Raw genomic sequence first — 6,474 nt, 5'->3', positions numbered from 1 at the left:
GACCGCAAGTCGCTGCTGTTGAACTGGGTGGTCCTCGCGGCGAGCGGTCTGGTGGTCGCCAATGCCGTCTTCGCGAGCGTCCGCGCGCGCCGACGCGAGATAGGGACAGCCCGCGCGGTCGGCTGGACCCGGCTCGCGGTGCTGCGTCATGTGCTCGTCCCCGTGCTCTCCGCCGCCGTCGGTGCCGGACTCGCCGGCTTGGTGCTGGCCGTTGTCGTGCGCGTGCTCCTGGCCGGCTCGGGAGTCGCCGGCGGGCAGCGCAGCGCGGCGCTGCGCGAGGTCTTCACCAACGCGGACGTATGGCGCACCGTCGCCCTCGCGCCGCCCGTCGCTTTCGGCGTCGCCTTGCTCACGGCGCTCCCCCCGGCGGTCTATGCCAGTCGGATCTCCCCGCTCTCGGCGACCCGGGCGCCGCTGTCACGAGCGGGTGCTCGCGTGCCGCGCCGCGTGCGGTCGGTCACCGGGCTCGCGACCCGATCGGTGGTGGCGGCACCTGGGCGGGCTGTCGCGGGCCTGCTGGGTGTGCTCGTTGCGACGGCCGGGCTGGGCGCACTCCTGGCGATCCAGGCACAGCTTCACGGCCGGGCGGTGGGCACCCTGCTCGGCGATGCGGTCGCCGTCGAGGTGCGGGCGCCCGATGTCGCGGCCGTTCTCGGCACTGCAGCCCTCGCCGGTGTGGGTATCGCGCATCTGATCGGGACCGAGATCCGCGAGCGAGCGACCGAGTTCGCCGGGTTGCGGGCGATCGGCTGGACCGAGGCAACCATCGCCCGGCTGGTCGTCACGCACGCAGCCTTGGTGGCGCTCGCGAGGGCGGCGCTTGGTGCCGGCCTGGCCTGGTGGTTTGTCGAATCTGCCTTCGGGGGCGCCACCGCCCGATGGCGCTGGCGATTGTGGGAGCCGGCGGACTGGCCGTCGTCGGCGCCGCCCTGATCGCGCTCATCCCCGCCCGCCGGCTTCGCGATCTGGGCACGGCCTTCGTTCTCGCCGAGGACTAGGCGTCTAGCGAGGACGGACGGGGTGAACGTCGCGGTCGTCAATCGCTCGAGAGTGGCAGCGTTTGGCGGTTCTTGCAGGGTTTGTCGACGCGTGCAGGGATCTAGCTAGGCAACGGTCGACACGTCATGCAACGCTCGCCAAAGGCTGCGATTCTCGGTGGCCCCCGCCTGACCGGACCGAGCGCGGCCTCGCCTCGGGCTCTCGGCACGGCAGACTTAGGGGGTGAGCCCCGCCCCCGACGCCGCCCAGCGCGAAGCCGCGCGCAAACTCGACCTCACCAAGCGGATGCGCGAGGCCGAGCAGGCCATCCTCGCCCGCGCCCCCGAGCACGACCTCGAGCCCGACCTGACGCGCATCAGCGCGGTCATGGAGTTGCTCGGCGACCCTCAACGCACCTTCCCGGTCGTTCACATCACCGGCACCAATGGCAAGACCACGACGGCCCGGCTGGTCGCGCAACTGCTGACCACCAGCGGCTTGACGGTCGGGCGCTTCACTTCCCCGCACCTGCATACGATGCGCGAACGCATCGCCATCGCCGGCCAGCCCATCGACGTCGAACGCTTTCTCGAGGCGTATGACGAAGTGCTCCCCATCATCGAGATCGTCGACGCTCGCTCGCAGGCCGAGGGCGGCCCGCGCATGACCTATTTCGAGGTGCTCGTCGCCATCGCGTATGCCGCGTTCGCCGATGCGCCCGTCGACGTCGCCGTCGTCGAGGTCGGTATGGGGGGTGGCTGGGACGCCACGAATGTCGTCGACGGCCAGGTCGCCGTCATCGCGCCGGTCGCCATGGATCACGCGCACTTCCTCGGCGACACCATCGAAGCGATCGCCCACGAGAAGGCGGGGATCATCAAGGCCGACGCCCTGACAATCATCGGGATCCAGGAGCCGGAGGTCGTGCCCATCCTTCAGGAGCGGGCCGAGGAGGCAGGGGCGCGAACGGCATACGAGGGAAATGACTTCGGCGTCCTCGGGCGCGAGGTCGCGGTCGGCGGGCAGCAGGTCAGCATCCGCGGGCTCGCGGGTGACTACCCCGACCTCTTCCTCAATCTGCACGGCGCGCACCAGGCGCACAACGCCGCGATGGCTCTCGCCGCGACCGAGGCGTTCATCGGTGGTGGTGAACAGCCACTGTCAATGGACGTCGTGCGTGAAGCCTTTGCCGAGGTCACCTCGCCGGGCCGGTTGGAAATCGTCCGGCGCTCGCCGACGGTGCTCGTGGACGCCGCGCACAACCCGGCCGGGGCGCAGGCCCTCGCGGCGGCCCTGACCGAGGAGTTCGCCTTCGTCAAACTGGTCGGACTTGTCGGCATCCTCGGCGATAAGGACGCGGTCGCCATCCTCGAAGCCCTCGAACCCGTGCTCGACGAGGTGGTCGTCACGCGTTCGACCTCGCGGCGCGCGATGGCGCCCGATGCCCTGGGGGCGCTGGCTGCGGACATCTTCGGCGAGCACCGGGTGACTGTGGTCGAGCACCTGCCGACCGCACTGGACCGGGCCGCCGAATTGGCCGACGAGGGCGGCGTCGGCGGGGGAGTGGTCGCCACCGGATCGATCACCACGATCGCCGACGTGCGCCTGCTGTTGGGTGTGACCACCGGCTGAGCGGCTGGGCCATCCGGCTACCCTGACCTGGTGGAACAACGTCAGCTCGGCCATGGCGGACCATTCGTGAGCGCGATCGGACTGGGCTGCAACAATATCAGCCGCACCGGGCGGGCGACCGAGAGCTTGGCCGGCACCCGGGCTGTCATCGATGCCGCGATCGAGGCAGGTATCACGCTTTTCGACACCGCCGACATCTACGGGTCGCCGGCCACCGCGAGCGAATCGCTCATGGGACAGGCCCTCGTGGGACGACGCGATCGCGTCGTCATCGCCACCAAGTTCGGCCATTCGGCGTATGCCGTGCCCGGCACCGAATCCTGGGGCCCAAAGGGCGGCGCACGGTATGTCCGCAACGCCTGCGACGCCTCGCTGACCCGGCTGCGCACGGACTATCTCGACATCTTCCAGCAGCACGAGCCCGACCCCAGCGTCCCGATCGAGGAGACCCTCGGGGCCCTCGCCGAGCTCGTCGACGCCGGCAAGGTCCGCTACCTCGGGCACAGCAACTTCACCGCGCAGCAATCGGAGGCGGCCGACGACGCAGCGGTGCGCCTCGGCATACCGCGGTTCGTCAGTGCCCAGAACGAGCTCAACCTGCTCGCGCGCTCGGCCGAGACCGACCTGCTCCCCACCGTGCGTCGGCTAGGCATCGGCTTCCTGCCCTTCTTCCCTCTCGCCAACGGCCTGCTGACCGGCAAGTACGGCCGCACGACGCGACCCGACCGGGGACGCTTGGTCCAGGACAAACCCGAGATCCTGGCGAGCGCCGACTGGGACCGGCTCGCGGCGTACGAGCAGATCTGCCGGGTCGCCGGCGCGCCGATGGGGCAGGTCACGATTGCCTGGCTGCTTGCCCGGCCGGGCGTGACCAGCGTGATTGCCGGTGCCACGACACCCGAGCAGGTGAGCCAGAACGCCGCTGCGGCGCAGGTGGGCCTGCCGGCTGAGTTGGTCACGGCGATCGACCAACTTTTCCCCGTCGCCACCGAAGTGGCGGCACAATCTGGCCCGGCTGCGGTGGTCGGGCACGAACCACCGGAAGTTAATGTTCCCGTATGACGCCCGCCCCAGTTGCCCCCACGCAGCCCGTCTCGTGGTGGCGTGGTCCGCTCGGGACCTTCACCTGGCGGATGCTCGCGACGGTGCTCGGTGGCCAAGGCCTGAGCATCCTGCTCGGCGCCGCTCTCGCCCGGTCGCTGTCGGCGACCAGCGGTGAGGGCAACAGCCAGCTGCGGTTGTGGTCGATGATCGGGCTCGGCCTGCTCTGTTTCGCGGCCGCCGGCGGGATGCGCCGCGGCTGGGGCCTGCAACTCGGGTGGCTGGCCCAGGCGTTGACGCTCGTGAGCGCGATCTTCGTCCCGATGATGATGTGGGTTGCCGCCCTGTTCCTGGCGATGTGGCTCGCGTGCCTGCGTAAGGGCATCCAGATCGACACGGGGCAGCTCTCGGCGCGTCGCGCCGCTCGCTAGGCTGACCCGCGTGACCGAACGCAGCCTCGTCCTGATCAAGCCCGACGGATTCGCCCGGGGCCTCACCGGTGCCGTGCTGGAGCGCATCGAGCGCAAGGGCTATCGCCTCGCGGCGTTGTCCGTGCTGACCCCGACGCGCGAGATGCTCGCCGAACACTACGCCGAGCACGACGGCAAGCCCTTCTACGAGCCACTCGTGGCCTTCATGTCCTCCGGGCCGGTGACCGCCGTGGTCATCGAGGGCGAACAGTGCATTGCCGGCTTCCGCAGCCTCGCGGGTGCAACCGACCCCACCAAGGCCGCACCCGGCAGCATCCGCGGCGACTTCGGCCGCGACTGGGGCAATCCGGTGCAGGAGAACATCGTCCACGGCTCCGACTCGCCGCAGTCGGCTGCTCGCGAGATCGCGATCTGGTTCCCCGGGCTGGGCTAACCACACTGGTGCGCACCCAGCGTGGGCGGAGCAACGGCATACCGCAATAGGGGCAGGCGCCGCTCCGCGGCGGGCGGGGGGCCTGGGCAACCTGCGACGATGGGGAGATGAGCAGCGCGAGCGCCCGCGAGGAGTACCAAGCCGCCGTCGCGGCCTATGTCGCGGCGGGTGGCGAGGAGTCGGTTCAGCGGGTGATCACCGCGATCTTCGGGGTGACCAAGCGCCTCGACCAGTGGTATGACCGCCAGCTCGCGGACCTGGCGATCTCCCACGGCGACTGGGCGGTGCTGGCGCACCTCGCGCAACGCGACGGGGGACCCGAGACGCCCTCTCGACTCGCCGACGCGGCACAGGTCGCCCCGTCGTCGATGACCGCGCGGCTCGACCGGATGTGTGGGCGCGGGTTGCTCGAACGCCGGCCCGACCAGGCCAACCGCACGCGCGTGCTGGTGACGATGACCGACGCCGGCTGGGAGCTGTTCGCTTCGGCGATCCGGGAGTCGGATGTCGTGGAGTCCGATGCGCTCGGCTCGCTGAGCCGCGATCAGCGCACCCAGCTCGCGGACCTGCTGGAGATCGTGATCTCGGGCCTCGACGCGCTCTGAGCCGGGTTGGCGCGCGGCTCGGCCGGCCCAGGGTCGCGCCGGTGGTTGTCGGGCGGCATGGCTCGCTGATCGACAAGCTGGTAGCGCCCACACGACGCGTGAGGTAACATTTCGAGTTCGAAATATTCGCCCTCGAAGTTATGTTGATCTTGCTATGCGTGCCCGCCTGCTCGTTCTCGCCGCTGCCGTTGCCATGCTCGGCTGGGGTGCTGTGCTGCCCTACCAATATGCGTATGCCGCGTCCGCCCGCGGCTGGGGCGGTCTCGTCGCGGCCGGCGCCTCGACGCTCTTCTCGGTCGGTGCACTCATTGCTGCGCCGGTCGGCGGGCGGCTCGCGGATCGCTTCGATCCGGTGCGGGTTGCGGTCGTCTCGAAGCTACTCGCCGTGCTGGCCATGGTCGGGTTGGTGTTCGCCAACTCGCCGGCGGCCTTCCTCTTCGGCATGTTTGCCTTCGGCGCCGGCATTACGGCGGCGACGGCGCCACAGGCCGTGCTCGTGCTGCGCTGGGTCGGTGACACCGACCGGCGGCGCGTGTTCGCGTGGCTGTTCACCGGTGGCGCATTGGGCATGGCGCTCGGCGCCTTCGCCGCGGGCTATGTCGTCGACCTGACGCGGCCAGACGGAATGCGCCTGGCCTTCGCCACTGCGGCGGCCGGTTTCGCGATTTCCGCGCTGCTCATCGCGGCGGCCGGCTACCGCGCTCCGGCGGCCACGGCATGCGAACTCGGCGAGGACCCGGCACCGGAGGTCGGGGGCCTTGCGGCTCTCCGGGCCATTTGGGCCGTGCCCGCGCTGCGCTGGGCGGCGGTTGTGACCGTGGCCTTGGCGTTGGGCTTCTATGCCCAGTTCGAAAGCGGCCTGCCGGCGTATGCCCTGACAAGTCTGCAGGTCAGTCCCCGCACCGTGGGGACGGCCGCCGCGGTCAACTCCGTGGTCATCATCGCGCTACAGATGGTGGTCGTCCGCCTGACTGCACGCCGTAGCGCACCCCTGCTGCTCACCATTGTCGGCGGCATCTGGACGCTCGGCTGGCTGATGCTCGCCGCGGCCCGCCTGAGCCCGGAGTTGGCTAGCGCGATCTTCGTGACCACCTTCGCCGTCTTCGCGGTCGGCGAGACGATGTATGCGCCGATCCTGTCGCCGCTGACCGCGTCGCTCGCGCCCGAGGGCATGGTCGGGACCACGCTCGGGGTGTTCACCGCCCTGCAGACGGGCATCTCCGCGGTGGGTCCGCTGGTTGCGGGCGTCCTGCTCGGCGCCGGGCTGACGGGCAGCTTCCTCGTTCTGCACATCGCGATCTCGGTGGTCGCGGTCGCAGCCGCGTGGCGGCTGCGCGGCCTGCTCGCCGGCGCC

7 protein-coding genes are annotated in these 6,474 nt (G+C 70.4%); all 7 read left to right on the top strand.

Translation table 11 applies throughout. From position 1 onward, the window contains the following. Nucleotides 1-933 (top strand): ABC transporter permease (locus tag PKH97_RS11190; RefSeq protein WP_324387515.1); only part of this gene is annotated, 933 nt, incomplete at its 5' end. A 288-nt stretch (nucleotides 934-1,221) separates the two neighbouring features. After that, entirely contained in the window at nucleotides 1,222-2,610 is a 1,389-nt protein-coding gene (locus tag PKH97_RS11185) for a Mur ligase family protein (RefSeq protein WP_324387514.1), read from the top strand. Nucleotides 2,611-2,640: 30 nt separating this feature from the next. Next, nucleotides 2,641-3,672 (top strand): aldo/keto reductase, encoded by a 1,032-nt coding sequence (locus tag PKH97_RS11180; protein WP_324387513.1) that lies wholly within the window; start codon nucleotides 2,641-2,643, stop codon nucleotides 3,670-3,672. Next, nucleotides 3,669-4,082 (top strand): DUF4233 domain-containing protein, encoded by a 414-nt coding sequence (locus tag PKH97_RS11175; protein WP_324387512.1) that lies wholly within the window; start codon nucleotides 3,669-3,671, stop codon nucleotides 4,080-4,082. The genes PKH97_RS11180 and PKH97_RS11175 overlap by 4 nt, the downstream gene beginning before the upstream one ends. 10 nt (nucleotides 4,083-4,092) lie before the next feature. After that, nucleotides 4,093-4,515: a nucleoside-diphosphate kinase gene (gene ndk / locus PKH97_RS11170; RefSeq protein ID WP_324387511.1), complete on the top strand. Its 423-nt coding sequence runs from the start codon at nucleotides 4,093-4,095 to the stop codon at nucleotides 4,513-4,515. Nucleotides 4,516-4,622: 107 nt separating this feature from the next. After that, a complete protein-coding gene (locus PKH97_RS11165; RefSeq protein WP_324387509.1) occupies nucleotides 4,623-5,120 on the top strand; it encodes a MarR family winged helix-turn-helix transcriptional regulator in 498 nt (165 codons plus the stop codon). 154 nt (nucleotides 5,121-5,274) lie between these two features. Beyond that, on the top strand, nucleotides 5,275-6,474 hold a 1,200-nt coding region (locus tag PKH97_RS11160), incomplete at its 3' end, for an MFS transporter (protein ID WP_324387508.1).

This window comes from Nostocoides sp. (genome assembly GCF_035343835.1).
Classification (GTDB): Bacteria; Actinomycetota; Actinomycetes; order Actinomycetales; family Dermatophilaceae; genus Nostocoides_A; species Nostocoides_A vanveenii.
The sequence above is the reverse complement of the archived record's forward strand: the minus strand, read 5'-3'. Positions and strand labels throughout refer to the sequence as shown.